The sequence below is a fragment of the Acidimicrobiales bacterium genome, assembly GCA_040219085.1.
Classification (GTDB): domain Bacteria; phylum Actinomycetota; class Acidimicrobiia; order Acidimicrobiales; family JAVJTC01; genus JAVJTC01.
In genome coordinates this window covers 71498-96180 of record JAVJTC010000027.1, presented here as the reverse complement: position 1 = coordinate 96180, position 24683 = coordinate 71498, and the positions used below count along the sequence as shown (strand labels likewise).

The window sequence follows — 24683 nt, the reverse complement described above, 5'->3', positions numbered from 1 at the left end:
GGCGCTTCAGACCGCACGGCGCAGTGCCGGCGCCAGATCCCCCACGTCGGCCACGTCGACCTCGTCCAGATCGAGCCAACCCGCCATGAGGTGGAGTTCGTCGGCGAGCCGCCGGGCGACGGACTCACGGTCGACCTCAGGCTCACGGTGAGCTGTGCGGACGAGCAGGCGACGGTCCCGGCGATCCGCCTTGAGGCAGACGCGGGCGACCAGGGCCTCATCCATGAGGAAGGGGAGAACGTAGTAGCCGTACTCGCGACGGTCTTGGGGCGTGTAGATCTCGAGCCTGTACCGGAAGTCGAACAGTCGCTCGGTCCGCTCCCGGTGCCACACCACCGGATCGAACGGGGCGAGCAGGGCCTGACTGCGGATCGAGCGCGGGATGGTGACCTCGGGCGGTGCGAATGCCACCTTCGACCAACCTTCCACCTCCACCTCCACCAGAGACCCGTTCTCGACGAGCGCGGCGAGGGACTCGGCCGCGTCGCGGGGTCTGATGCGGTGGTAGTCCGCGATGTCGGCGGCGGTGCCGACCCCGAGAGCGCGGGCGGCTGACTCGAGGAGTCGGGCCCGTGCCGCAGCCGGCGACAACGGCGGCTCCTGCATGATCGCGGGCGGGTGGACGCGCCCGGGTAGGTCGTACCAGCGCTCGAAGCCCACCCGGTGGGCCGTGGTAAGCCGTCCCCGCAGGAACAGATGCTCGAAGGCGATCTTCGTGTCACTCCAACCCCACCACGGCCCTGTTCCGGTCTCGGCGGTGACGTCCCGGGGACGCAGCGGCCCGCGCTCGCGCACCGCGTCGAGAACCGCCTCGACCAGGTCGGGGTGCTCATCGCCGAACGCCTCGACGCGGGGCCAGTGCCATCCGCCATCCATGCGGTGGACGAACAGGGGTCGGTCGCGCACGTCCAACAGCGACGCCTCGTGCCCCCAGTACTCGAACACCTCACCCGAGTGCCACAGGAAGGACTCGAGTGCCGCCAGGTCGTAGGGGCCGAGCCGTGAGAAGAAGACCAGTTCGTGGGCACGGGCGATCACGTTGACCGAATCGAGTTGGACGACCTTCTGGCCCTCCAGCACCCGGCGGAAGTGCCGCACGTCGACCCGGCCCGTCGGCCTCGCCCTGGTGAACCCCTGCGCTCCGAGCGCCAGCCGCCTTGCGCGCGACAGAGAGAGCCGCCGGGGCGTGGGCGCGCTCATGGCCGGTCTCGCGCCAGAGCGATGATCGCCGCGCCAGCTGCGTCCACCTCGGCGCGGGCCACGTCGAGGTGCGTGACGGCCCGGCACCGCTCCCCCACGACGCTCACCCTCACGCCGTGGCGTTCGACGAGGGCCTCGGAGAACTCGTCGGCGGCCCACCCGAACGGTTCGGGGGAGAACCAGACCATGTTGGTCTCCGGCGACTGACAGTCCAGTCCCGCACCACGCAGCGCCTCGTGGAGCACGGCCGCGTTGGCGTGGTCCTCGGCCAGGCGCTCGACGTGGTGGTCCAGTGCGTACAGGCACCCGGCGGCCATCAGGCCCGCCTGGCGCATCGCCCCGCCGAAGCGGTGCTTGAACATCCTCGCCCGGGCGACGAACTCCACCGGGCCTGCGAGCACGGCCCCGAACGGCGCCCCGAGCCCCTTGGTGAAGTCCACCCAGATGGAATCGACGTCACGACCCCAGCGGCGCGTCTCCACACCTGAGGCCACGGCGGCGTTGTGGAGGCGGGCGCCGTCGACGTGGACCGGCACTCCCCGGTCGCGGGCGAGGGCGGTCACCTCGTCCCAGCGTTCGAGCGGCCACACTGTTCCGCCGCCGAAGTTGTGCGTCTGTTCGAGACACACCAGCCCGGGTCGCGGTCGGTGCCGGCTGCCGGGCCGCAGCGCCACGGCGAGATCCTCGACGTCGAACACACCCCGTTCGGATCGCACCAGATCGACCATGACGCCCGAGACCGCTGCGGCGCCACCCGATTCGGAACCGATGATGTGGCTCGCAGCGTCACAGACGATGGTCTGGCCGTGCGTCGTGTGGGTGGCGACGGCCACCAGGTTGCACATCGTCCCGGTCGGCAGGAACACGGCGTCGCTCTGCCCCAGCTCGGCCGCCACCCGGGTGCACAACGCCTCGACCGTCGGGTCTTCACGCTGTTGTTCGTCGCCGACATCGGCCGTCGAGATCGCCGCACGCATCGCGGGCGTGGGTCTGGTCGAGGTGTCGCTGTACAGATCGATCAGGATCACCGGTGCGCTCACGGTGGCGACCCTAACTGCGACCCCGCGGGACACGCATTGGTAGCGTCGTCTCGCCGTGAAGCCCGACGTGAACCATCCCCAGCGCTGGACGATGTTGGCAGGAGCATGGGTCGTCTACGCGGCCTTCGGCATGGTCGTCGGGGCGATGGCGCCTCTCGTCACCGCGATCGCCGAGGACCTGGACCTCTCGAAGTCGGCGATCGGCAGCGTCCTCGGAGCGTGGCCACTGGCCTATCTCGTCGTCGCAATCCCGGCCGGCACCCTCGTGGACCGGATCGGCCTGCGCTGGTCGCTGTTCTTCGGGGGCGCCGCCGTCGCCATCTCGGGTCTCCTGCGGGCGGCTGCGACGGGCTGGTGGACGCTGTTCTTCGCCGTGGCGGTCTTCGGTCTCGGCGCGCCGCTGGTGTCGGTGGGTACTCCCAAACTCGTCCGGCAGCTCTTCGGGCCCGAGGACCGGGCGGCGGCGATGGGCATCATGATGACCGCGCCTCCGGTGGGGATCGCGTTCACACTGGCAACCGCGAACTCGGTGGTCATGCCCGCGGTGGACGACGAATGGCGCGCCGCGCTGGTGTTCTACGGACTCCTGGCCGCTACCGCCATCTTCGTGTGGCTCGCGGTGTCGAGCCGTTCGGTCGTCGAGTTGGGGCCGACACCCGTCGCGGGCAGAGCTCCCAGAGGGGAGGTGGCCCGACTCTTGCGATCCCCGTCGATCCGCCTCCTCTTGGTCCTGGCCGTCACGACCTTCTTCTTCAACCATTCGATCAACAACTGGCTACCGACCGTCCTGACCGACGAGGGCCTCAGCTCGCAGACGGCGGGGTACGTGGCGTCCGCCTCGGTGATCGTCGGGATCATCGGCGCCGCCTCGATCCCCCGCCTCGCCACCCCCGAGCGCCGCCTCCTGGTCCTCGGTGCGACGCTCGGCTCCGCGATCGTCGCGGCGGGGACGATGGCGCTCGTCGACGGAACCGCGTCGATCGTTCCGGCGATCGTGATCGGCTTCGCCAAGTCCGGATTCGTGCCGGTGATGTTCGTCTTCGTCATGGCGGCCCCGGGCATCACGCAGGCGAACATGGGCGTCGGGACCGGGATCTTCTTCGCCGCGGGCGAGTTGGGCGGGTCGCTCGGCCCCCTGGTGATCGGTGTCCTCGCCGACGCAACCGGGTCCTTCGACGTCCCGATGGCCCTGTTGGCCGGACTCGCCGGCCTGATGCTCGTCCTGGTGACCCTGGTGGACCGCGACATCCGTTCCCAACCGGTCGCCGCACCGGTGGCCGAGGGGTTCGTGGCGGACGCCTGACCGGGCGATGGTCACCGGTGAAACGAACAGGTGTTCGTCGCATGGGCTAGATTGTGCGGCGTGGCCCAGCCCACCGCTTCCGCATGGCAACCGACGCTCCTCGATCAGTCCATGGGCGGACTTGCCGCCGTCGAGCGGATCCGCCTGGATGCGACATCGTGGCTCGACCACTCCCCCGCCTGGTTGGCCCGGGCCGATCATCTCTTCGAGCAGCTGCGGGCAGGACTGCGCTGGCACGCCGGCGAGCGGCTGATGTACGAGCGGGTGGTCGCCGTCCCCCGGCTCACCGCGCCCGTCACGGGTGAAAGCGCCCTGTGGCCGTCGATCTCGCCGATCGTCGAGGCGCTCTCACAGCGCTACGAGGTGGCACTGGACCAGGTGTGGTGCAACTACTACCGCAACGGCGCCGACAGCGTCGCCTGGCACGGCGACCGCAACCGCCATACGGAGCGCAACCCCCTCGTCGCCATCGTGTCGCTGGGAGAGCCCCGCCGCTTCCTGGTGCGCCCCCGTCGTGGCGGCGCTTCGCGCCGCTTCGAACTGGGCCACGGCGACCTCCTCGTCATGGGGGGAGCCTGCCAGCACGACCACGAGCACTGCGTTCCCAAGGTCCGCCGGGCAGGACCGCGCATCAGCGTGACCTTTCGCAGTGCCGGCCGGTGACCTGTCCCGGCGAGGAGGTGCCGTGACCACTGCGGATCCGGCGGTCACCATTGCCAGCCGCCCCCTATCGTGCTATTCCAAGGTATCCCGAATATTATCGACAGTTATTGAACCGCACTTCAGGAGGTCGACATGGCAATCATCGGAGGAGACATCGCCGCGATGGAGGTGACGGCGGGTCGGTTCGACTCGACCGGAGCCAGTACCGCGACCGAGGCCACGTCGGCAGCATCGTTCGCACGCTCCCAGCACGGCGACTACGACGCGCTGGCGGGTGCCCTCGTCGCGAGGATCCGCCAGGCAGTCGACGCGTGCACCGCCGAGGCCGACGCCATGCGCGCAACCCTCGAGGGGACGGAATGGTTCGGCGCGTCGCGGGCCGCCGTCGAGGCGGCCGAGATGGACCTGCGTTCGACGCTGCGGGCGCTCCTCGACGACACGGGTGCCACCGCGGAGCAGTTCAAGGCTGACCTCTCCCGGCTCGTGATGTCCTACGACGAACAGGTGCTGACCGGCCGTCTCACGCCGGCGATGGAGCGGCTCCGCGGCAGCTACAACCAGGCCGCCCACGCCACGCGGCGCGTCGCCGAGGGGTTCCGGCAGGCGGATGCCGCCATCGGCGGGATCTGAGTGCACGATCCTCAGATGGCGATGCCGAGGTCCTGATAGACCGACCGGACCCGCCCGCCGATGGACTCCCAGGTGCGATCGGCGACCACCCGCGCACGTGCCGCCGCGCCGAGGGCATCGGCCATGGCCACGTCGTCGATCAGCTCGGCCAACGTGGAGGCGAGCGATCCAACGTCCCCCTTGGTGAAGTGGCGACCCGTCACGCCGTCCTCGACCAGTTCCGCCAGGGCGGCGACATCGGAGACCACCACGGCGGCACCTGTCGCCATCGCCTCCAGGGGCTTGAGCGGGCTGACCAGCTCCGACACGATCGCCGGTCGACGCGGGAACGGGGCGATGTCGAACAACGAGAGGTAGCGGGCCACCTCGGTGTGGGGGACCTTGCCCACGAACAGCACGAGGTCATCCAGACTGCGGCGGCGTGCCGCCTCGCGTAGTGAGTCGGCGTCCTCGCCGTCGCCGACGATGACGATGCGGAAGCTGCGCCCGGTACGCAGGTCCGCGACGGCTTCGAAGAGGTCCGCGAGGCCTTCGAATGCACGCAGTGACCCGGCGAAGCCGATCACACGGTGACCTCGGAGACCCAGCTGCTCCTCGAGCACGCTGTCACGGGGCTGAGGCGTGAAGTCCGCCACGTCCACGCCGTTCGGGACGACGACGATCCGGTCCCTGTCAGTGCCCCTGCGTACCAGCTCGGGGACGATCGCCTCACTGATGGCGAGAACCGCGTCGGCCGCAGCGCACACCTCGCTCTCGAGGATGACCTCGCGGGCGAACCCCTCGGAGTCGACCCACCGTGGATCACGTGCGGCGCGGGTCAGTTCCCACAGCCCCCGAACCTCGTAGACGAAGGGAAGGCCACGCCTTCGGGCCGCAACCGCCGCGGCCCAGCCCACTCGCCAGTTGGATGCGGCGTGAACCACCGCGGGGTCGGTCTCGTCGATGACGTCGCCCAGCGCCTCGGAGTACGCAAGCGTACGGGCGGCGGCGCCGGGTGCCAGGTGGCCGTTCGTCTTCGGGATGCGCCGGTATCGCACAGGGCCCACCGATGCGTCGCCCGGCTCGGCGCCGAAGCCCGGTTGCGTGCACGCGACGACGCTCAGACCGCCGGCGACCATGCCCTCCAGCAGTCCCTGGGTGCGCACCGTGTAACCCGTCAGAGTTCCGGGAAGCGACTCGCGGACCGCGTAGAGAGCATGGATGCGGCGCGCGCGCGTCGGTGTCGGCTGAGCCGGCTCGGCGAGGACGTGCGCCAGGCCTCGCTCGGACTCGTCGATCTGAGCCTCGACACCCGCCAGGAACGAGCGCCACCAGTCCGCGGTCGGTAGGCCTCCGGCAGTTGCGATCCTGCGGGAATCGCTGAACCAGCCGTCTGCCCGCAACGCCCGGCACAGGTCGCCACGGGCGCCCGTCGGTAGTTCCTCGATGCTGCGGTCCACGACATCGAGCGCGTCGACGGCGGACCGGGTCCTGAGGAGGTAGCCAACGGCCGCCCGCACGGCCACGGCATCCGACGACGCGAGGAGTACCGCGGCGAGACCGTCGGACGCCGGCGACGGGTTCGCCATCTCGTCGACGACCCGGGCTCCGATGGCCGAGTGGCGCCGCGCCGCCGAGCCCTCGGCCTCCGCGGCCCGGTCCGTGAGTACCGATACGGCCAACTGAGGCTCGTCGATCTCGACCGCACACTCCGCGACGGACACCCGACCGGCAGGGGTCAGATCCGTCCGGGCCACCGCACCCAGCAGTTCTACGGCTTCGGCGCGCCGACCGAGCGAAGTGAGGAGCCGCACCGGCTCGGTGATGGCATCAGCGACGTCGGACCCGCGACTGCGCTCCCGGCTGCGCCGGTAGGCGTCGAGCGCCTGTCGCGTGGCTCCCCTTTCGACGGCGAGGCGTGCGAGCATCAGCAGACGGGTCCGCGTCGGCCCCACCATGCACGCACCCTGAACCAGTCGCCACTGCACGTCGTCGTGGCCGCTGACCCCCGCCCGGGTGCCGGCGGCCACCAGGGCGCCGGCCGCACGGGAGCGCAGACGGCCCAGCGGCCGGCGAATCCGTGCGAGCTTTGGCGTGTGGAAGACTCCGATCCGGTGAATCTAGAACCCACGAGGCGTCGCCCGACGTCAAACCGTCACGCGGTACGTCGATGAAGGTCTGTCTCATCGCCGGGGCCCGACCGAACTTCATGAAGATCGGGCCGGTCATGGCCGGCCTCCGTGACCACGCCGTCGAGCCCGTTCTCGTCCACACCGGACAGCACTACGACGACGCCATGAGTGCCGTCTTCTTCGATGAGCTACGCCTCCCCCGTCCCGCTCATGACCTCGGTGTCGGTCCGGGAAGTCCGGTCAGCCAGCTCGCTGCGATCATGTTGGCGTTGGAGCCCGTGCTGCTCGCCGGTCGCTTCGACGTCGTGGTGGTCGTCGGTGACGTAACGAGCACCCTGGCGGGCGCCCTGGTCGCTGCCCGGTGCGGCATCGACGTCGCCCACGTCGAAGCCGGATTGCGTAGCTTCGACGACACGATGCCCGAGGAGCTCAACCGGGTCGTGGTGGACCGCGTGAGTCGCGTCCTGTACGCACCGTCGACCGACGCCGTGGCGAACCTCGCCGATGAGGGCATCGGCGGCCGAAGGGTCGTGATGGTCGGCAACGTGATGGTCGACACATTGCTCGACAACCTCGAACGCGCACGCGCACGCGGCGTCGCCGCCTCGCTCGGGTTCGAGCCGGGCGGCTACGTGTTGGCCACTCTGCACCGACCGTCCAACGTCGACCAACCTGCACGACTCGCGGGCCTTCTCCGGGCGCTCGGAGAGATCGCGGTCCGGCGGCCCGTCGTCTTCCCTCTGCATCCGCGGACGCGGCGCCGCCTCGAGGCGTCGGGGATCTCGGTTCCACCCGGTGTCCATCTCGCCGAGCCCCTCGGCTACCTGGACTTCCTCGGACTCCAGGCCGATTCGGCCCTCGTCATCACAGACTCGGGAGGCGTCCAGGAGGAGACCACTGTTCTGGGTGTGCCCTGTCTCACCGTACGACCGAACACGGAGCGACCGATCACCGTGAGTGAGGGGACGAACGAGCTCGTCGGCACCGACCCCGACCGCGTCATCCGCCGGGCGTTGGCCCGCATCGACGAACGCCGCGGCGCCAAGCGCCCGCCCCTGTGGGACGGGAAGGCCGGGCGCCGGATAGCCGACGATCTGGTGACCCGCTACGGCTGAGGCCGTTCAGGCCGGCCGGAAACCCACGGCGCGGTTCGTGACCCAGCGGACGCCGAACAGCTCTTCGGCGCAGCGGACACGATCTACAGCACCGACGAGGTGGGCCCGCCCCAGCGCCCGGGCGCTCGCAGCGGTTGCGGCATCGCCGTCGTGACCCATGACATGGACGACCCCGACGCCGCTCGACGTCACCAGGTCGTCGAGCCGCTCGAAGGAGTCCGGGCCGGGCAGCCATTCCCCGGTGAGGTTCACCCGGACGGGGACGGCGGCGAGGTCCACCGGCGACAGGCCCGGGGTTCCCGCCTCGTGCACCCGTGGATCGGCCTCACGCACCGACACCCCCTCGATCATCAGCGCCACGTCGCGGCGGGGGCAGGCGCCGAAAGCGCGGACATGACGCTCCACCGATTCCGCCTCGAGGTCGGTGGCGTCGAGAGTCGCGAGAATCCGGGGCACCGAGGGGATCTCCGGGTGGTCGTCCGGGCGGAATGCCGGCAGGGGTAGGAGATCGCGCATCGCCGGCTCACGGTCGCGCTTGGCCTTCGCCGCCGACCGGGAGTCGAAGAAGCGGCGCCCCTGATGCCATGCCTGCAGCTCGCGATCCAAGACCATCAGTCCCCCGGTGTTCTGGAGCCTGTAGCCGGTCTCGACATCCTCGATCCCCCGCAGCCCCAACTCGCGGAAGCCGCCCGCAAGTTCGTAGAGCTCACGGCCGACACCGAGCAGGGCGCCGATGGTCACCCGGAACATGTCGGGTACCTCGACGGTCAGGTCATGGGTGCGGGCGAAGTGCACCTCGCGCCAGGTCTGTCCCGGCCCGGGATCGAGATGGGAGCCGAGCTCGCCGGCACGTACGAACCGTCCCACGGCCGACGCGTCGAGCCCGTCGAAGTCGGCGAAGTCGAGGACGCCGGTGAGGACAGCATAGGGAGCGGCGGCGAACCACCTCAGCGCCCTCTCGAGGACCGTGTGGCCCGCGACGACATCGGCGTCGAGGAACAACAGGACACCGCCGCTGGCTGCGCGTGCCCCGGTGTTGCGCGCCCGTCCCGCGCCGAAGCGGCCGTCCGTCTCCTGCCGGACGACACGCAGGTCGATCTCGGGTCCCGGAATCTCGACGGGGTCCTCCGAGCCGTCGTCCACGACGATGACTTCGAAGCGTCCGGGGTCCAGGGACTGGGATTCGAGCGCGGCCACGGTGCGGGCGAGGGCGACAGAAGGGTCGCGAACGGGGATTATCACCGACAGGCGCACGTCGCGGGGCAGCGACGGCAGCGGTCCGAGGTCCTGCCATCGGTTGGCGCGGACCGGGCGGGTCATGTCAACCAGGCGGGGACTTCGTCGGGCGTCAGGTCGATACCCGCCTGCCCGAGGGCGAGGCCGCGCCACTGTTGTCTGCTCTTGTCGAGGAACTCCGCCGCAGCCGGGTTCCAGGTGTGACCGTGGTCAGCGTGTGCCGCCCGCACGACGATGAGCCCGAATCCCGCGGTGCGGTAGACGGAACCGCCCGCACGGACGACGGCGTCGATGAGTCGGGTGTCGACCTGGCGGGGCACCCGGCGCCAGCCGCCCAATTCGGTGAGATCCTTCCGGCGCATCGTGAGCGTCATCCCGCCGATGGTCCGCGAGCCGCGTTCCATCACGCCCGAGAATCGGCGGACCGTGATGTCCTCACCCGCGAGGTACACGAACTCGGCCGCCTTCCCCACGATCGTGGCGCCCGAGTACGCGAGCGCGGTGGTCATGTCCGACAGGTGCCGGGACCCGTAGAGGTCGTCGTCGTCCCACTTCGTCACGATGTCGCCGGCGGCGACCACGAGTCCGGCGTTGAGGACGTCACCGAGGCTGGCACGGGTGTCGCCGACCCGCACGACCGTCACCGTGTCGCCGAGTCGGTCATGGAGCGCCGACTCGTGGGTCGCATCGAAACCCTCGCCGTGCAGACATGCCACGACCTCGAACGCCGGATGGTCCTGGCGGGCCAACATCGCGCTCCACGCGGCCACCATGTCGGGGCGTTGGCTCGCGACGAGCACGCTCAGCGACGGCTCCGGGACCGGCCAGGGGCGCAGGTCACCGATCACACGACCCCAGAAGCGCCGGCTGTCCGCCGAGTGCAGGACGAGGTTGCGCAGACGGTGGCTGGTCCGCTCGCGTTCGAGCGCGTCGGTGAGCGCACCGGGGTCGACCTGACGTAACGCGTTAGCGAGTTCGGAGCCGAGCGCCCGGTCCAGTTCGGGCCGTGTCGTCATCAGCGCCACAGGCAACCCGACCGCGACCGTGCGCACGACCGCCGCCGCCTGCCGCCACGGGGATGCTGCGGAGGTGCCGTCACAGATCGCGCAGAGACGCCCCCGCATCGCCTCGGCCATGGCGACCGGGTCACCGAGCAGTGCGTCCACGTCGACGTCGACGAGTCGGTGACCGGGCGGCAGACCGCTCGCGGTCGACGCGTCCGGCTCGTCACCGTCCTCGCGGTGGCGGATTCGGATGACGACGCCGTCGTGGTCCGGGCCGAACCCCCCGGGGGCCCAGACGCGCACCGCGATCGGCGGTGGACCGGTGAGCGCCGAGGTCGCGGCCACGACGGTGCCCCGGGCATCGAGCGCGACACCCTCCCCGGCATCGAGCGCGTCGTCGACCACGACGCGGGCGTCCACGCCCGGCACCGGCGGATCGAGATCCTCGGTGGCGAGGATCATGGCGTCGGCGCCGCGCAGGTCCACATGCAGACCCACCAGAGTCCCCGGCTCGGGAACGGCGGTCGGACGCGTGGCGGCCGCTCCGAGCGAGCTGACGGCACGGCGGATCAGGCCGCTGTCGCCCACCATGGCGACGCCCCGCTGCGGCAGTCGCCCGATCACAGCCCGTGCCCGGGGATCGGACCCGGCGGTGTCGACGGCCGCCGTCGCCATGCGGCGCAACCGGGGCAGAAAGCGCCGTGCCAGGGCGCGCATGACCCGCGTCGGAAGGCGCAGGCCCTTCGCCAGGGTGTTCCCGAGGCGGTAGGACTCGCTGGAGCGGATCTCGGCGAGTCTGCGATCGGCCTCGGCCAACTCGGCAGCGAGGTCCTCGCCGCGTCGGCGTTCCACCGCGGCCACCTCCTGGGCGGTGGCGGTGGCGTCCTGGGCGCGTCGCAGCGCGCCGTCGATCCGGGAACGGACGGCCTCGTCGAGCCGGCGTTGTTCCTCTGTCAGGGAGTCGATCCGTCGCCGCAGTGCCTCGAGGTCCTCGCTCACGAATCCACTCGGCCCTTCATCCGCTTTCCGACCGGCGGAGTCTACCGACGTGGCGGCGGGGGGTCCCGGTCCGGATCGCGAACCGGTCGCTAGGCTCGCGTTCCGGGCCACCCGTCCGACGGCGCCCGACGACACGATGAGCCCAGACTCCAATCCCGACGCGCACCTGGCGACCGTCCGCCCCGCCGGCCCCGACGAGGGCCTGACCCGGCTGGGTCGTCGGCCCGCGCTCGGCGACTACCTGCGCGAGGCGTGGCGGCGGCGTGACTACGCCCTGCACGTCCCCCTCAACGAGATCCGTGTCCAGAACCGCAACACGATGATGGGCAGCGCCTGGCTCGTTCTGACACCTCTGATGTCGGTGGGCGTGTACTTCGTCGCCTTCGGGTTGATCCTCAGAGCCGACCGGGGCGTCGATTCGTACCTGTCCTTTCTCACCGTCGGCGTCTTCACGTTCTTCCTGACCCAGCGCTGCGTCGGCCACGGGGCGAAGTCGATCGTCTCCAACATCGGACTCATCCGCGCCATCCAGTTCCCCCGGATCCTCCTGCCCGTCTCCGATGTCATCGGACAGGCCATCAGCTACCTACCAGTGATGGCGGTGATGCTGGTCGTCGCTGTGGCGGACGGGGCGAACCCACGATGGACCTGGCTCGCGCTGCCGGGAATCGTCGCACTCCAGTTGATGTTCAGCCTCGGGGTGGCACTGGTCGCCGCCCGCCTGAACTACGCCGTGCGGGACCTCGAGAACACCCTGCCGTTCATGTTCAGGCTGCTCTTCTACCTCTCGGGTGTCCTCTACTCCGTGGAGCGCCTCGTCGCCAGCCCCCTGCTGCGCGACCTGTTCGCCCTCAACCCGATGTACAGCTTCGTCACCGTGACCCGCTGGGCCGTCCTCGGCGTGAACCTCCCCCACTGGACGCTGCTCTCGATCGGCGTCTGGGCGCTCGTCATGCCTGTGTTCGGACTCGCGGTCTTCCGCCTGGCCGAGAACGACTACGGACGGGCGAGTTGACGGCCGCCGAGACCACCGGGACCGACACGCCCCAGGCCCCGGACCGGGTGCGATCCATCGTGGTCGACGCCGTCGACGTGACCTACCGCATCTATCGCAGCCGCCGTCCTGGACTGCGCGACATGTTGCGGGGCAATCTCCACAAGCGACCTTTCACCGACGTCGAGGCCGTCCGCGGCGTCTCGCTCGAGGTCCACAACGGGGAGTCACTGGGCATCGTCGGCCCCAACGGCTCGGGAAAGTCGACCCTTCTGCGTGCGATCGCGGGTCTGATGCCGGTGAACGCCGGATCTGTATGGGTCCGCAGCCAACCGACCCTGCTGGGGGTCAACGCTGCGCTGCGTCCCGCCATGTCGGGTCGACGCAACATCGAGATCGGCCTTCTGGCGCTCGGACTGCGGGCGCGTGAGATCCCCGAGGTCGCGGCGAAGGCCGCTGAGTTCAGTGAGTTGGGCGACTTCATCGAGCACCCCATGGACACCTACTCGACGGGCATGCGGGCGCGGCTTCACTTCGCCATCGCGACCGCTGTCGTCCCTGACATCCTCCTGATCGACGAGGCGCTCGTGGTCGGCGACCGGAAGTTCCGGGAACGCTCCGGTGCGAGGATCGACGCGATCCGCCAGGACGCCGGGACGATCGTCCTCGTGAGCCACAACCTCGGCGAGATCGTGCGCAGCTGTGACCGCGCCATCTGGTTCGACGGGGGCCGGATACTCATGGACGGTCCCGCCGAAGAGGTCGTCGAGGCCTACGAGAGCTCCTGAGGTCGTGCACGTCCTGGTCGTCACCGTCGTCCACGACCCCCGCGATGCCCGCATCCGGAAGCGCCAGATCGAATCCCTGCTGCGCGCCGGGCATCGCGTGACGTATGCCGCGCCGTGGCCTGCGGACAGTCCTGGAGATCCCGACCCCTCGGTCACATCGATCCGCCTGCCCAGAGCCCACGGACGGAAGCGACTGCGCGCCCAGCGGGCCGCGTGGCGCACGATTCGGGACCTGGACGGGCACGTCGACCTCATCGTGGGCCACGACCCGGAGCTCCTGATGGGGCTCGGAGCCGCCCATTTCAGCGTTGCCGTGTGGGACGTTCACGAGGACCTCCCGGCGGCCATCGGGGAGAAGCGGTGGATCCCCCGACTGTTGCGGCCCGTCGTCGCGGCGGCGGCGCGGCGCGCCCTGAGGGTGCTGGCCCGTCGGGTCGATGTGATCCTCGCGGAAGAGGGCTACCGCGACGAGTGGCCCGGGGCGCCGGTGGTGCCGAACACTCCGTGGCAACCCGTGGAGGTCCCACCACCCGACGACGGCAGGGTCGTCTACGTCGGGCGGGTGTCACGCGGGCGCGGAGCGCTGACCCTCGTCGCGCTCGCGTCCGACGAGCGGCTGCGCGGGCGCATCCACCTCTACGGGCCCGTCGACGAGGACGTGGCGGCCCTCGTCCGCGACGCGGACGCGCGCGGCGATCTGCACATGCACGGCTTCGTGCCCAACGACGAGGTCCTACGTGCCATCGACGGGGCTTCGGTGGGTCTGAGCCCGCTGGGGGACCTCCCCAACTACCGCCACTCCGTGCCCACCAAGATCCTGGAGTACGCGGCTCACGGTGTTCCCGTCGTGACGACTCCGCTTACCCGTGCAACCGAGATCGTGCGAAGTGCCGGGTGCGGCGTCGTCGTGGCGGACTTCGACCCTCCCACGCTGGCCGATGCCGTCGCAGATCTGCTCGGGGACGACCAGCGACGCGCTCGCCTCGCCCGAAACGGTCGGGATGCCGTCGCGGCCCGGTGGTCCTGGGACACCGACGGGCCCCGTTTCGTCGCGCTACTCGAGGGTTTCGTGGCCGGAGCCGCGACGCGGCCGGGCCAACTCGATGACCGCGATCCAGGCCCAGCGGCCGAGGGCGGGCGCGAGTCGTAGCACGACGCGGTCGAGACGTCCGAGGGCGCCGGCCAGGGCACCCCCGACTCCCTTCCGTAGCAGTGGTGCGGCCGCGAGGCTGGTCAGCGCGAAGTCGTCGACCTTCGACGCGGTGAACCGCGCGCGCAACGTCGCCATGTCGCGGGGCGTCAGCGGATGCTCGTCGGCGGACCGCAACCCCGGGGTGAACCTCCGGAACAGCCGCAGCAGCGGGCTACCCACCCGCGGTTCCAACAGCAGTACCCGCCCGTCGGCGCTCAGGGCGCGGGCCATCTCCCCCGCCGTCGTGGCCACGTCGAGATGGTGCACGATCGAAGTCCCGACGATCAGGTCGACAGCGCCATCCCGCAGCGGCAGGCGCTGGGCGTCCGCGCGGACGAAGGCCACGTCGGACCCGGCGGCGACGGCGGCGCGCCGCAGGCCGACCTGTGAGATATCCAGTGCCACGCCGAGCGCACCGCGCCGTATCCCGGGGTCCGCCAGACGGCTGACCCGGCCGACACCGACTTCCACGACGACGCCCGGTCGGGGCCCGGCCCGCAGCCGTCGATCCAACAGGTCCCTGGCCGGGGCCTGCAGTCTGTTGACACCCCCGAGCCACTCCCGGCCACCGCGCGCGAACAGACTGTCGTGGAACTCCGCCTCACGGGCGAGACGCCCGGGGGGTTCGCTCACCGGTGCCGCTCGAGGTCGGCCCATCGACCACCGGCGATGTCGGCTACGGCGGTGGCCGCCTCGGCCCGCTCCCAGTGCCGACCGAGCATCTCGTCGACCGCCGGGTGCCAGACCTCGGGCGGGCCGGGGTGGGGGCTGACCTCCCCGAAGACGACGCCCCGGTCGGTGTCGTAGAAGTCGAGGCGCACGAACGCCAGATCGAGTGCATCGCCCATGCGGTCCGCGGCGTCGATGATCTCGGCTGCATGCACCGGTGCGGGCAGCGTGTCGTCGAGTCGGTCGACGAACTTCACCGGACCGAGGTCGTTCCATTCCCGTGTCCAGATCCTGAAGCGCCACTTCGACCGGTCAGCGGTCGCGTTCATCCGTCGTTGCATGGTGACGACGGCGCGTCCGCCGAAGACGTAGACCTTCCAGTCGTCGGGGATGGCGCCAGAACCGTCCGACGACGCCAGGAGTTCCTCCACCATGCCGGCCGCCGAGATCGCCCCGTCGTTCACGTGGGAGCGGTACTCCCGGTGGACCCGGTCCCATGAGAGCGCCCGACCGCTGAGAAGGTCTCGGTACCCGCCGTCGGGGGCCGCGACGAGGCCGAACACCCCGCGGTTGGTCGACCCCTGTTGGGGCTTGATCAGAAATCTCGCACCGAGCAGCGACGGGTCCAGGGCGGACAGGTCGTCGAAGGTGGCGATTGTGCGCGGGTGCTCGATGCCCAGCGACGCCGCGAAGCGGTAACCCTGAGCCTTCGAGTTGACCGCCCACATCGGATGCGCTGATCCCATCGCCCGGACGAGTCGATTGCGACGGCGTGATTCGTGCAGCTTGTAGACGTAGGACGGGCGGGCCTCGGTCACGTCGCTCCACACCGCGTGGTGGGCCGGGACCGAGATCTCGGCCAGCGCGGCGGACGCCGGGTCCGCAGGAGTCGGTGCCGCGGCACGACCGGCGCTGCCGTCGGCTCCTGCATCCCGGCGGACGCGCCAGGACCGCAGGGCCCGGCGGACGGGCGCGGGGAGTGAGTGGAAGAGACGACGCATCATGGGATGGGTCCCGGCTCTGCGACGGGATCGTGGCATCCTACCGACGGGCCACCCGACGCCGCCCGGAGCACATGACCTCACCACTCCCCGACAAGGGCCTGGACCCGGCGGAGATCCTCGCTGACCTCGAGAGCCTCGGCACGCGTGACGTCGCGTGGCGCGATGGACGTTCCTGGTCGCTCGTCTACCACGCCGGGGACGACCACAAAGAACTGCTCGATGCCGCCTACCGGTTGTACGCATCGACCAACGGGTTGAGCCCCTCGGCGTTCCCGAGCCTCGCCACGATGGAGGCCGACATCGTCGCGGTCGCGCTGGATCTCCTGAGAGCGGACCGCTCCACAGCCGGGGGCACCATGGCATCGGGTGGAACCGAGAGCATCATGTTGGCGCTCAAGGCGTACAGGGACCGTCGTGTCGCCGGCGGTGAGGGGACGCGACCCCACCTCGTCGTCCCGGTGACCGCCCACCCTGCGTTCCACAAGGGGGCGCAGTTGCTCGGCTACGACGTCACGGTCACCGGCATCGGCGAGGATCTGCGGGCCGATCTCGCGCAGATCGAAGCCGCCTTGCGACCCGAGACGACCGTGGTCGGCGCCTCGGCGCCGTGCTACCCGTACGGCGTGATCGATCCGATCGCCGACATCGGGGAGCTGGCAGCGGATCGCGGAACAGGACTCCACATCGACGCGTGCCTCGGCGGCTTCGCGCTCCCGTTCATCCGTCGCCTCGGGCGAGACGTCGCCCCGTTCGACTTCGAGGTCGACGGCGTCACGTCGATCTCCGCGGACCTGCACAAGTACGGCTACGCCGCGAAGGGTGCATCGACGGTGCTCTACCGCGACAGGGATCTGCGACGGCACCAGTACTTCACCCACATCGGCTGGCCGGGTGGCTCCTTCGGCTCTCCCACGTTGCTCGGCTCACGCAACGGCGGTGTCATCGCCGCGGCCTGGGCCGGTCTGCGGCACCTCGGTCGCGACGGCTACGAGTCGATATTCGCATCGATCATGGACGTCACCGACCGCCTCCGCGAGGGCATCACGGCGCTCGACGGCTTCTCGATTCTCGGCGATCCGGCGATGAGCGTCATGGCGTTCGGTTCGCGACACCACGACGTCTTCGCCGTGGCGGACACGCTCGAGGAGTCCGGTTGGCGCATCGATCGTCAGCGGGACCCCGACTGCCTGCACCTGATCGTCAACCCGACACACACGGTCGACGTCGCCGACGCCTTCCTCGCCGATCTCCGTGCCGCCGCCGCGGCCGCCCCACCACCGGGGAAGAACCGCGGGGCCGCGGCCTACGGCGTGGTTGCGGAGCTGGGCGACGACGACACCGATGTGGCCGCTGCCATCACCGACGCTCTCGATCGGGTCTACGACGGGCGGCTCAAGTGAGCGTGCACCCCGTCCGCCCGCCGGTCCAACACACGCCCGAGGGCGGACGTCCGCACCCGCTCGCGCTCTTGGAGGTGTGTGGGCTTCCGGAGTTCGCTCCCCTGCTCGCCGGGTGGTCCCTCGACGTGAGCCTCCCCGACGGGGGCCTGCCGTTCGTCGTCACGTCCGATCGGATCCAGTTGGCTCCGTCGGTCGCGACGGACCCGACGCTCGCCGCACTGCACCTCCGCGAGGCGTTGGAACTTGCCGAGTTGGAGCGTGACGACGACTCCGACGACGAGGCGGTGGCCTTCGCCTACCGGATGCTGGCCCACCTCACGGCAGTCGCCTACGTCGGCATCGTGTCGGCTGCGGACGGAATCGACGCATCGATGGTCCCGCCGAACAGCGTCGAGGTCGCCCGAAGGGTCCACACGAGAGCCGCTGCGCCCGCGGCCGCGGCCCACGATGCCGATCTCTCCCGCAAGCTCGCCGAGGCCCTGATCGAGCGTGGCACCGACATCCAACCCGACGCGGCCACGATCGAACGTGCGGTTCGACTCGCTCGGCCGGCCCTGGACCTCGCGCTGCCCACCAACGTCCTGCTGTCCGTCGGCGGCGACGACCGGCAGGCGATCGACTGGTCGACGGGGCGCAACCCCTACGGCGTGGCGCTACGACCGACCCCGTGGGTCTCGTCGTTCTCGTCGTGCACCGCCTCGTCTCCGACCGAACGTGCCTACGCGGCGGCCTCCACTCTGCGCCGTCGACTCCTGCGGGCATCCCTCGACGGCAACCGGGCCGCTGTTCTCACCGCAGAGTGGCGCCGGGTACGCGAGCGCCTCGGCGCCGCGCTGGGTCTACGCGCGGCTGGCGCGTCCGTCGTGCCCACCCCGTCGGGGACCGACGCCGAGTACGTCGCCCTGCTGGCGGCCGTCTGCGCCGCGGCGGGGGCCCCCGTGACGACGATCGTGGTGGCTCCGCGCGAGGTCGGCAGCGGGACGCTCCCGGCGGCACGTGGTCGCCACTTCAGTCTCCACACCCCACTCGGCGGGCCGGTCGACACGCGCATCGCCGTTGAGCCGTTCCGCGGCCTCGACATCGAGGCGGCGACGGTGGCGGTCCGCGAAAGCGACGGTTCCCTGCGGGCGACATCCGCCGTCGATGCCGACGTGACTGCCGCGGCCGACGCCGCAGTGACAGCCGGACGCCACGTCCTGGTCCACCTCGTCGACGGATCGAAGACCGGGATCCGCCTTCCGTCCGTGACGTGCGTCGAGGATCTCCAGGCCCGTCACGGCGACAGGATCGCTGTCCTGGTCGACGCGGCACAGATGAGAGTGGACCAGGCGACGGTCCGTGGCCATGTCGAAGCCGGCCGCATGGTGATCGTGACGGGATCGAAGTTCTTCGCAGGGCCCCCCTTCTCCGGCGCGGTGATCCTGCCCCGCGGCCACGCCGACCGGCTCAGCGCGGCCACCCCGCGACCGAATCTTGGCGATCACCTCGATTCGGTGAGTCTTCCCCCCGAGCTGGCTCACCTGGGGGCGTCACACGTCGCAAACCTGGGACTCGTGCTGCGTTGGGAGGCTGCACTCGACGAGATGGGCTCGTTCCTGTCCCTGTCGCCGTCGCTGCGGGACGAGATCCTGCGCGAGCTCGCCGTCCAGCTGCGGCGCGTCGTCCTGGAGACACCCGGGGTCGAGCTGGTGGTGAGCCCGTACACCCGCGAGCCCACCTCGGACGACGTCGGTCTCGACGACCTACCGACGATCTTCACCTTCGCGGTGATCGACCCCCGGACCACGCTGCCCGTCGACGCGGCCCGTCTCGCCCTGGTTCACCGTCTGGTGAGGATCGACCTGCGCGACGAGTTGTCACCGACGCTCGACCGCCCGACACGCGAGCTCGCGGGACGCGAGTTCGATCTGGGCCAACCGGTCCGGGTCGGTGGTTCCGACGACCATCCGCTCGTCGCTCTGAGAATCGCGTTCGGTGCACCGACCCTGACCCGGATCGTCTTCGACCACACGCGGGGGCGTGACTGGCGGGCGCGTCTGGAGCGCGAGGTCGCCGATGCCCGCGACGCCCTGGCGAAGGTCGCACTCGTGGTGGACCACCTGGAGGTGATTCCACCCGCAGCGCCCTACCCGGGACCCCGGACCACTGCGACAGTCGGACCACCGGGCTGACCCGGCCATGACCCCCCGAGCGGACCGCCCTCCCTACCGCGGCGACATCGACGGGCTGCGCGCCGTCGCGATCGGCGTGGTCGTCCTGTTCCATGCCGGCGTGCCCTGGTTCTCCGGCGGGTTCGTCGGTGTCGACGTCTTCTTCGTCATCTCCGGCTTCCTCATCACCAGCCTGATGCTCGTCGAGGTCGACTCGACGGGACGCTTCTCGCTGGGTTCGTTCGTGGCCCGCCGGGTGCGCCGTCTGCTCCCCATGGCCGTGCTGGTCCTCGCCGCGACGGTTGCCGCGGGAGCGGTGCTGGTCGCTCCGCTCGCACGCGACCGCCTGTTCGGGGACGCTCGAGCCGCGCTCCTGTACTTCGCGAACTGGCGCTTCGCCGGCCAGTCGACCGCCTACACCGACACCGACGTCACGGACTCTCTGCTGCTGCACTACTGGTCGCTGTCGGTCGAAGAGCAGTTCTACGTCGTGTGGCCGGTTCTGTTCGCAATCGTGGTCGCCCTGACGACGCGCTACGCGCCGCACCGCAGGCGTGGTGCGATCCTCGCGGTCCTGACCGTGGGGGTCGTCGTCTCCTTCGGAGCCTCGGCGTCGTCGACGGCCGCGGCGGGCTACTACTGGACGCATCTACGCCTGTGGCAGATGGGCGCCGGCGCCCTCGTGGCGTTCGCCATGAGCCCGAAGTCGTCGCTGTCGGTGTCACTACCCCGACGGTGGTCGGCGGTCGCGGCGGCCACCGGCCTCGCTGTGATCGTCGCGGCGGCGCTGCTCGTCGACGAGTCCACACGCTGGCCCGGCACGTGGGCCCTGGTTCCGACGATGGGGACGGTTCTGATCATCGTGTCGGGTGGGCGGGGCTCGACCGTCCACGACGCGCTCGGCTCGCGGCTCCCGGTCGCAATCGGACGGAACTCCTATGGCTGGTACCTGTGGCACTGGCCTGCGATAGGGATCGCGATCCTCTGGAACCGCCGCGGGGGTGGCCCACTCGACGAGAACCTCGTGAAGGCCCTCGCAGCTGCTGGTTCGCTCGCCCTCGCGGTCGTGACGCGGCGACTCGTGGAGGACCCCGTCCGCCACGCTCGCGGACTCGCTTCGCGGCGCGCGAGCCTGACGCTGGGGGGCGCGGCGATGGTCCTGCCCCTGCTCACGCTGGGTGTCGTCGCGGGCTCGGTCGACACCGGCGGAGACACCGTCGTGCGCGTGGTAGATGCCGGGGACATCCGGGCCGACGGCGGCGATGGCCCGGGTCCCCCGCGCGCCGCCGACGCTGCAGCGGCCACGGCCGGTCCGATACCGCAGCGACCCGACGGCCCGTTCGCGATGACCCCGCGCGACGCCGCCGACGACCGCGATGCCTGCGGGCACCTCGACTGGTCCGGCGACGAGCCGCAGTGGTGCGAGCTGGGTGACCCCGATGGTTCCGTCGTCGTGGCGGTGATCGGCGACAGCCACGCACTGAACTGGCAACAGGCCCTCGCCGGCATCGCACGGGCCCGCTCGTGGCGCCTCATCTCGAGCACGAAGAGTGCCTGTGCGCCCTACATCGGGCTTCCGCCGCAGTGGAACAGCGGTCTGCGCGAGCCGTACCGGGACTGTGCCGCCTGGGCGCGTAACGTCATGGACGACCTGGCCGAGATCGAGCCCGATCTCGTCGTGTTCACCCACATCTCCTTCCACGCCGTCGGTCTGCTCGACGAGCAGGGCCGTGAGGTCGACGACGCCGACCCCGCATCGGCGGATCTGTGGTCCGCAGCGAGCCGGGCGACCTACGAGCGTCTGTTGGACGTCGCAGGTGACGTCGTCGTGATCCTCGACACGCCCCGCTCCGTCTCGGTGGATCCCGACGGGACGCGCCACGACGTCGACGTACCCGAGTGCCTGTCGGCGAACCTCGCGGATCCCTCGGCGTGTTCGTTCGCGGTGACGCCTCTGGCCGGTCTCGACCGCATCATCGACGCGGCCGCCTCCACGTCGGGCCTCGCCGTGATCGACGGCGCGGACATCGTCTGTCCCGGCGGACGGTGCGCCGCTGTCACCGCAGCGGGCATCGTGACCTACAAGGACGTCCACCACCTCACGGACACCTACTCGGCCTGGCTCGCCCCCGATCTGGCGGTGGCCATCGACGAGGCCCTCGTAGCGGCACCGCCGCGATGATCCCGCGACCCCGACGATTTGCTCCGATCGGCTATCGGCCGACCGTCGCAGCTGGATAGGGTCGACGGCGATCCGACGATGACCACGACCCCTTCCGACGACCTCCGCCGTTCCCTCGAGGACCTGACCGCGCGCGACGCCTTCGTCGCCCGCCACATCGGTCCCGACGAAACCGAGATCTCGCGAATGCTGGAGGTCGTAGGTGCCGCGTCGCTCGAAGCGCTCAGCGACGCGGTGGTGCCGCCGGCCATCCGGAGCGCCCGCGAACTCGATCTGCCACCGGCCATCGACGAGGTCGCGGCGCTGGATGCCCTGCGGGCCATCGCCGGGACCAACGAGGTGGTCAGGCCGCTCATCGGCATGGGCTACCACGACACCGTGACGCCGCCCGTGCTGCGGCGCATGATCCTGGAGAACCCGTCGTGGTACACGGCCTACACGCCGTACCAGCCCGAGATATCCCAGGGGCGTCTCGAGCTGCTTCTCGCCTTCCAGACGATGGTGGCGGACCTGACCGGCAGGGAACTCGCCAATGCATCGCTGCTCGACGAATCCACCGCCGCGGCGGAGGCCATGACACTCCTGCGCCGTGTCCACAGTGATGCACCCGGCGAACGGTTCGTGGTGGACGAGGCATGCCACCCCCAGACGATCGCCGTCGTCGCGACGCGCGCCGAGCCACTCGGTATCGAGATCGTCGTGGCCGATCCCGCCGAACCGGTCGACGGGGCATTCGGAGTCCTCGTCCAGCAGCCGACCACGACCGGCGAGCTTCGCGACCTCGCTCCGCTCGTCGCCGCCGCCCATGAGCGGGGCGCACTCGTGGCCGCAGCGGTCGACCTGCTCGCCTGTTGCGTCGTGACTCCGCCCGGTGACCACGACGTGGACGTCGTGGTCGCGTCTACGCAGCGTTTCGGCGTGCCCCTCGGCTTCGGTGGCCCGCACGCAGCCGCCATCGCCGTCCGCGACGAGTACCAACGTGCGCTCCCCGGCAGGCTCGTGGGCGTCTCGCGCGACGTCGACGACCGACCCGCGCTACGCCTGGCTCTGCAGACACGTGAGCAGCACATCCGCCGCCAGAAGGCCACGAGCAACATCTGTACGGCCCAGGTCCTGTTGGCGGTCCTCGCGGCCGCGTACGGTGCGTACCACGGCCCGAACGGCCTCCGGAGAATCGCGTCGCGGGTCCACCGTCTCGCGGCGGTCATGGCCGACGGCGCGCGCCGCCAAGGGGTGAGACTCCGCCACGAGGCGTTCTTCGACACCGTCGCGTTCGAGGTGGCCGGCCGCGCCGACGCGGTGGTGGCCTCCGCCGTCGAGCAGGGTTACGACATCCGGCGCGTCGACGCCGACACGGTCGCCGTCGCCCTCGACGAGACCTCCGACGCCGCGACGGTGACCGCCATCTGGCGTGCGCTCGGGCTCGCCCTCGACGAGACCGACGTCGCCGAGTTGGACGAGGGCCGACCAGAAGCGCTCGGTCGCCTCGCCCGCAGCAGTCCGTTCATGACGAGCCCCGTCTTCGCAGAGCACCGCTCCGAGACCGCCATGTTGCGGTGGCTGCGGCGCCTGAGCGACCGGGATCTCGCCCTGGACCGCACGATGATCCCCCTCGGTTCGTGCACCATGAAGCTGAACGCCGCTGCCGAGATGGAACCGATCTCCTGGCCGGCATTCGCGAACATCCATCCGTTCGCTCCGGACTCACGCAGCGTCGGCTACCGGCGCATCTTCGCCGATCTCGAGTCCTGGCTCGCTGAGATCACCGGCTACGACGCCGTCTCCCTGCAGCCGAACGCCGGATCCCAGGGAGAACTCGCCGGCCTGCTGGCGATCCGGGGGTACCACCGCTCGCGCGGCGACGCACAGCGCCGGATCTGCCTCATCCCGAGCTCGGCCCACGGCACCAACGCCGCTAGCGCGGTGATGGCCGGCATGGACGTCACCGTCGTCGACTGCGACGAGGCCGGCAACGTGGACATCACCGACCTGAGAGCCAGGGCGACGGAGGCCGGGGACGAGTTGGCGGCACTGATGGTGACCTATCCGTCGACCCACGGCGTCTTCGAGCCCGGCATCGTCGAGGTCTGCGAGATCGTCCACGCCAACGGCGGACAGGTCTACCTCGACGGTGCGAACCTCAATGCGCTGGTGGGGCTCGCCCGGCCCGGCGAGTTCGGGGCGGACGTGTCGCACCTGAACCTGCACAAGACGTTCTGCATCCCCCACGGTGGAGGCGGTCCGGGGGTCGGTCCTGTCGCGGCGAAGGCCCACCTGGCCCCCCACCTCCCGAACCACCCTCTCGTCGCCGATGCCGGGCCCCGATCGGGCCCCGGCCCCGTGTCCGCCGCCCCCTGGGGGTCGGCGGGCATCCTGCCCATCCCGTGGATGTATCTGGCCATGATGGGCCCGCAGGGCCTGACCCGGGCGACCCGGGTGGCGATTCTCGCCGCCAACTACGTCGCCGAACGCCTCGACGCGTACTTCCCCGTCCTGTACCGGGGGGTGTCGGGCCGCGTCGCCCACGAGTGCATCATCGACCTGCGCCCGGTACGCGACGAGACCGGGGTCACCGTGGCCGACGTGGCCAAGCGCCTGATGGACGCCGGGATCCACGCGCCGACGGTGTCGTTCCCGGTCGCGGGAACGATGATGGTGGAGCCGACCGAGTCCGAGTCGCTCGCCGACATCGACCGGTTCTGCGACGTGATGATCGCCATCCGCGCGGAGATCGACGGGATCGTCGACGGGCGATGGTCCCTCGAGGACAGTCCCCTGCGCCGGGCGCCACACACGGTCGCCGATCTGAGCGCCGAGAAGTGGGACCGCCCGTACCCGCGCTCGATCGCGACCTACGGCCCCGCGGAACTGTCCGACGGGACGTACAGGGCCCCGGTCGGACGGATCGACGAGGCATGGGGCGACCGCAATCTCGCCTGCGACTGCCCGTCGCTCGACTCCTACCGCGACGCGTCACCGAGCTCCCACCGATAGCGTCCGGAG

Annotated in this window: 18 protein-coding genes; 11 read left to right on the top strand and 7 right to left on the bottom strand. The window is 70.6% G+C overall.

All coding sequences use genetic code 11. From position 1 onward, the window contains the following. Positions 1–6: 6 nt before the first annotated feature. The gene (locus RIE08_11265) at positions 7–1200 is read right to left on the bottom strand and encodes a crosslink repair DNA glycosylase YcaQ family protein (protein MEQ8718175.1); all 1194 of its coding nucleotides are present in this window, start codon (positions 1198–1200) and stop codon (positions 7–9) included. After that, complete coding sequence (locus tag RIE08_11260; GenBank protein ID MEQ8718174.1) at positions 1197–2240, bottom strand: GntG family PLP-dependent aldolase; 1044 nt, start codon at positions 2238–2240, stop codon at positions 1197–1199. The genes RIE08_11265 and RIE08_11260 overlap by 4 nt, the downstream gene beginning before the upstream one ends. 55 nt (positions 2241–2295) lie before the next feature. On the opposite strand from RIE08_11260, the gene RIE08_11255 reads away from it, so the two are divergent. The 3 genes from RIE08_11255 to RIE08_11245 all read left to right on the top strand — a co-directional run bounded on the left by RIE08_11255 (position 2296) and on the right by RIE08_11245 (position 4836). Continuing rightward, positions 2296–3543, top strand: coding sequence for an MFS transporter (locus RIE08_11255; protein ID MEQ8718173.1), 1248 nt, complete (start codon positions 2296–2298; stop codon positions 3541–3543). Positions 3544–3603: 60 nt separating this feature from the next. After that, positions 3604–4206, top strand: a complete 603-nt coding sequence (locus RIE08_11250) for an alpha-ketoglutarate-dependent dioxygenase AlkB (GenBank protein MEQ8718172.1) — start codon at positions 3604–3606, stop codon at positions 4204–4206. Positions 4207–4338: 132 nt separating this feature from the next. Next, positions 4339–4836, top strand: a complete 498-nt coding sequence (locus RIE08_11245; GenBank protein ID MEQ8718171.1) for a hypothetical protein — start codon at positions 4339–4341, stop codon at positions 4834–4836. A gap of 11 nt (positions 4837–4847) precedes the next feature. Here the strand turns inward: RIE08_11245 and RIE08_11240 are convergent, their stop codons facing one another. Next, the gene (locus RIE08_11240; protein ID MEQ8718170.1) at positions 4848–6845 is read right to left on the bottom strand and encodes a glycosyltransferase; all 1998 of its coding nucleotides are present in this window, start codon (positions 6843–6845) and stop codon (positions 4848–4850) included. Positions 6846–6985: 140 nt separating this feature from the next. Between RIE08_11240 and wecB the strand changes: the two genes are divergently transcribed. Then, on the top strand, positions 6986–8062 hold the full coding sequence (gene wecB / locus RIE08_11235; GenBank protein ID MEQ8718169.1) for a UDP-N-acetylglucosamine 2-epimerase (non-hydrolyzing): 1077 nt from the start codon (positions 6986–6988) through the stop codon (positions 8060–8062). Positions 8063–8068: 6 nt separating this feature from the next. Here the strand turns inward: wecB and RIE08_11230 are convergent, their stop codons facing one another. After that, on the bottom strand, positions 8069–9382 hold the full coding sequence (locus RIE08_11230; GenBank protein MEQ8718168.1) for a glycosyltransferase family 2 protein: 1314 nt from the start codon (positions 9380–9382) through the stop codon (positions 8069–8071). Continuing rightward, entirely contained in the window at positions 9379–11301 is a 1923-nt protein-coding gene (locus RIE08_11225; protein ID MEQ8718167.1) for a hypothetical protein, read from the bottom strand. The genes RIE08_11230 and RIE08_11225 overlap by 4 nt, the downstream gene beginning before the upstream one ends. A 136-nt stretch (positions 11302–11437) precedes the next feature. On the opposite strand from RIE08_11225, the gene RIE08_11220 reads away from it, so the two are divergent. Genes RIE08_11220 through RIE08_11210 form a run of 3 tightly spaced genes read left to right on the top strand, consistent with a single transcriptional unit; the run spans position 11438 to position 14233 of the window. Then, positions 11438–12316 (top strand): ABC transporter permease, encoded by an 879-nt coding sequence (locus RIE08_11220; GenBank protein ID MEQ8718166.1) that lies wholly within the window; start codon positions 11438–11440, stop codon positions 12314–12316. Next, positions 12313–13083 (top strand): ABC transporter ATP-binding protein, encoded by a 771-nt coding sequence (locus RIE08_11215; GenBank protein MEQ8718165.1) that lies wholly within the window; start codon positions 12313–12315, stop codon positions 13081–13083. The genes RIE08_11220 and RIE08_11215 overlap by 4 nt, the downstream gene beginning before the upstream one ends. Positions 13084–13087: 4 nt before the next feature. Next, positions 13088–14233 carry a glycosyltransferase family 4 protein gene (locus RIE08_11210; GenBank protein MEQ8718164.1) on the top strand — a complete coding sequence of 382 codons (1146 nt, stop codon included), beginning with the start codon at positions 13088–13090 and terminating at the stop codon, positions 14231–14233. On the opposite strand, the gene RIE08_11205 is transcribed toward RIE08_11210, so the two are convergent. Together RIE08_11205 and RIE08_11200 are read right to left on the bottom strand one after the other, a co-directional pair. Continuing rightward, positions 14138–14908 (bottom strand): methyltransferase domain-containing protein, encoded by a 771-nt coding sequence (locus RIE08_11205; protein ID MEQ8718163.1) that lies wholly within the window; start codon positions 14906–14908, stop codon positions 14138–14140. The two genes, RIE08_11210 and RIE08_11205, sit on opposite strands and share 96 nt — an antisense overlap. After that, positions 14905–15948, bottom strand: a complete 1044-nt coding sequence (locus RIE08_11200) for an ATP-grasp fold amidoligase family protein (GenBank protein MEQ8718162.1) — start codon at positions 15946–15948, stop codon at positions 14905–14907. Before RIE08_11200 ends, RIE08_11205 begins: the two co-directional genes overlap by 4 nt. A 71-nt stretch (positions 15949–16019) precedes the next feature. On the opposite strand from RIE08_11200, the gene RIE08_11195 reads away from it, so the two are divergent. The 4 genes from RIE08_11195 (at position 16020) to gcvP (ending at position 24674) form a co-directional block, all read left to right on the top strand. After that, on the top strand, positions 16020–17348 hold the full coding sequence (locus RIE08_11195; GenBank protein MEQ8718161.1) for an aspartate aminotransferase family protein: 1329 nt from the start codon (positions 16020–16022) through the stop codon (positions 17346–17348). Further along, entirely contained in the window at positions 17345–19519 is a 2175-nt protein-coding gene (locus RIE08_11190) for a hypothetical protein (GenBank protein MEQ8718160.1), read from the top strand. The genes RIE08_11195 and RIE08_11190 overlap by 4 nt, the downstream gene beginning before the upstream one ends. Positions 19520–19526: 7 nt before the next feature. Further along, the gene (locus RIE08_11185) at positions 19527–21680 is read left to right on the top strand and encodes an acyltransferase family protein (protein ID MEQ8718159.1); all 2154 of its coding nucleotides are present in this window, start codon (positions 19527–19529) and stop codon (positions 21678–21680) included. Positions 21681–21758: 78 nt separating this feature from the next. Beyond that, complete coding sequence (gene gcvP, locus RIE08_11180) at positions 21759–24674, top strand: aminomethyl-transferring glycine dehydrogenase (protein MEQ8718158.1); 2916 nt, start codon at positions 21759–21761, stop codon at positions 24672–24674. Positions 24675–24683: the final 9 nt, after the last annotated feature.

Coding starts and splice junctions, on each gene's coding strand:
- RIE08_11265 (MEQ8718175.1), bottom strand. CDS start 1,200: ATGAGCGCGCCCACGCCCCGGCGGCTCTCTCTGTCGCGCGCAAGGCGG.
- RIE08_11245 (MEQ8718171.1), top strand. CDS start 4,339: ATGGCAATCATCGGAGGAGACATCGCCGCGATGGAGGTGACGGCGGGT.
- wecB (MEQ8718169.1), top strand. CDS start 6,986: ATGAAGGTCTGTCTCATCGCCGGGGCCCGACCGAACTTCATGAAGATC.
- RIE08_11230 (MEQ8718168.1), bottom strand. CDS start 9,382: ATGACCCGCCCGGTCCGCGCCAACCGATGGCAGGACCTCGGACCGCTG.
- RIE08_11220 (MEQ8718166.1), top strand. CDS start 11,438: ATGAGCCCAGACTCCAATCCCGACGCGCACCTGGCGACCGTCCGCCCC.
- RIE08_11200 (MEQ8718162.1), bottom strand. CDS start 15,948: ATGATGCGTCGTCTCTTCCACTCACTCCCCGCGCCCGTCCGCCGGGCC.
- RIE08_11195 (MEQ8718161.1), top strand. CDS start 16,020: ATGACCTCACCACTCCCCGACAAGGGCCTGGACCCGGCGGAGATCCTC.
- RIE08_11185 (MEQ8718159.1), top strand. CDS start 19,527: ATGACCCCCCGAGCGGACCGCCCTCCCTACCGCGGCGACATCGACGGG.
- gcvP (MEQ8718158.1), top strand. CDS start 21,759: ATGACCACGACCCCTTCCGACGACCTCCGCCGTTCCCTCGAGGACCTG.